Consider the following 532-nt stretch of genomic DNA (forward strand, 5'->3'; position numbering starts at 1 on the left):
GTTATGTGAGGTTTTGAAGATCAACCGGTCCTCGTATTACAAATGGAAATCAGCTGCTCCTGCCCGCCGGCGACGCGTCCTTGACGACGCGGTGCTGGGAGCGAGGATCAAGGCCGTGTTCACGGCCGAGAACGGTTGTTACGGGGCGAAACGCGTGACGGCGGCCATCAATTCCGATCCAGCCAACGACGACCTTTTCAATCACAAGCGCACCGCCAGGTTGATGCGCCAGATGGGCCTGTTCGGCTACACCAAAAAACGCCGGGTGAAGACCACCGTGTCTGCGAAACGGGCTCCGAAGTTGCCCGACCTGCTGAAACGCCGGTTCACCGCGGAGAAACCGAACACCATCTACGTCGGCGATATCACGTACCTGCCGATCGCGGACGGGTCGAATATGTACCTGGCCACCGTCATCGACTGCTATTCGCGGCAGTTGACCGGTTTCGCGATCGCCGACCACATGCGCACGGAGTTGGTCGAAGAAGCTCTCACAATGGCCCACGGGGTCCGAGGCAACCTTGACGGGGCG

The 532-nt window shown here is 60.0% G+C and carries 1 protein-coding gene; it reads left to right on the plus strand.

Annotated elements, in window-relative coordinates; translation table 11 throughout:
* A partial coding sequence (locus ABRP93_RS11685) for an IS3 family transposase (protein WP_349888027.1) occupies nucleotides 1–532 on the plus strand: 532 nt, incomplete at both ends.

Source organism: Corynebacterium sp. KPL2850, assembly GCF_040225855.1.
Classification (GTDB): Bacteria; Actinomycetota; Actinomycetes; order Mycobacteriales; family Mycobacteriaceae; genus Corynebacterium.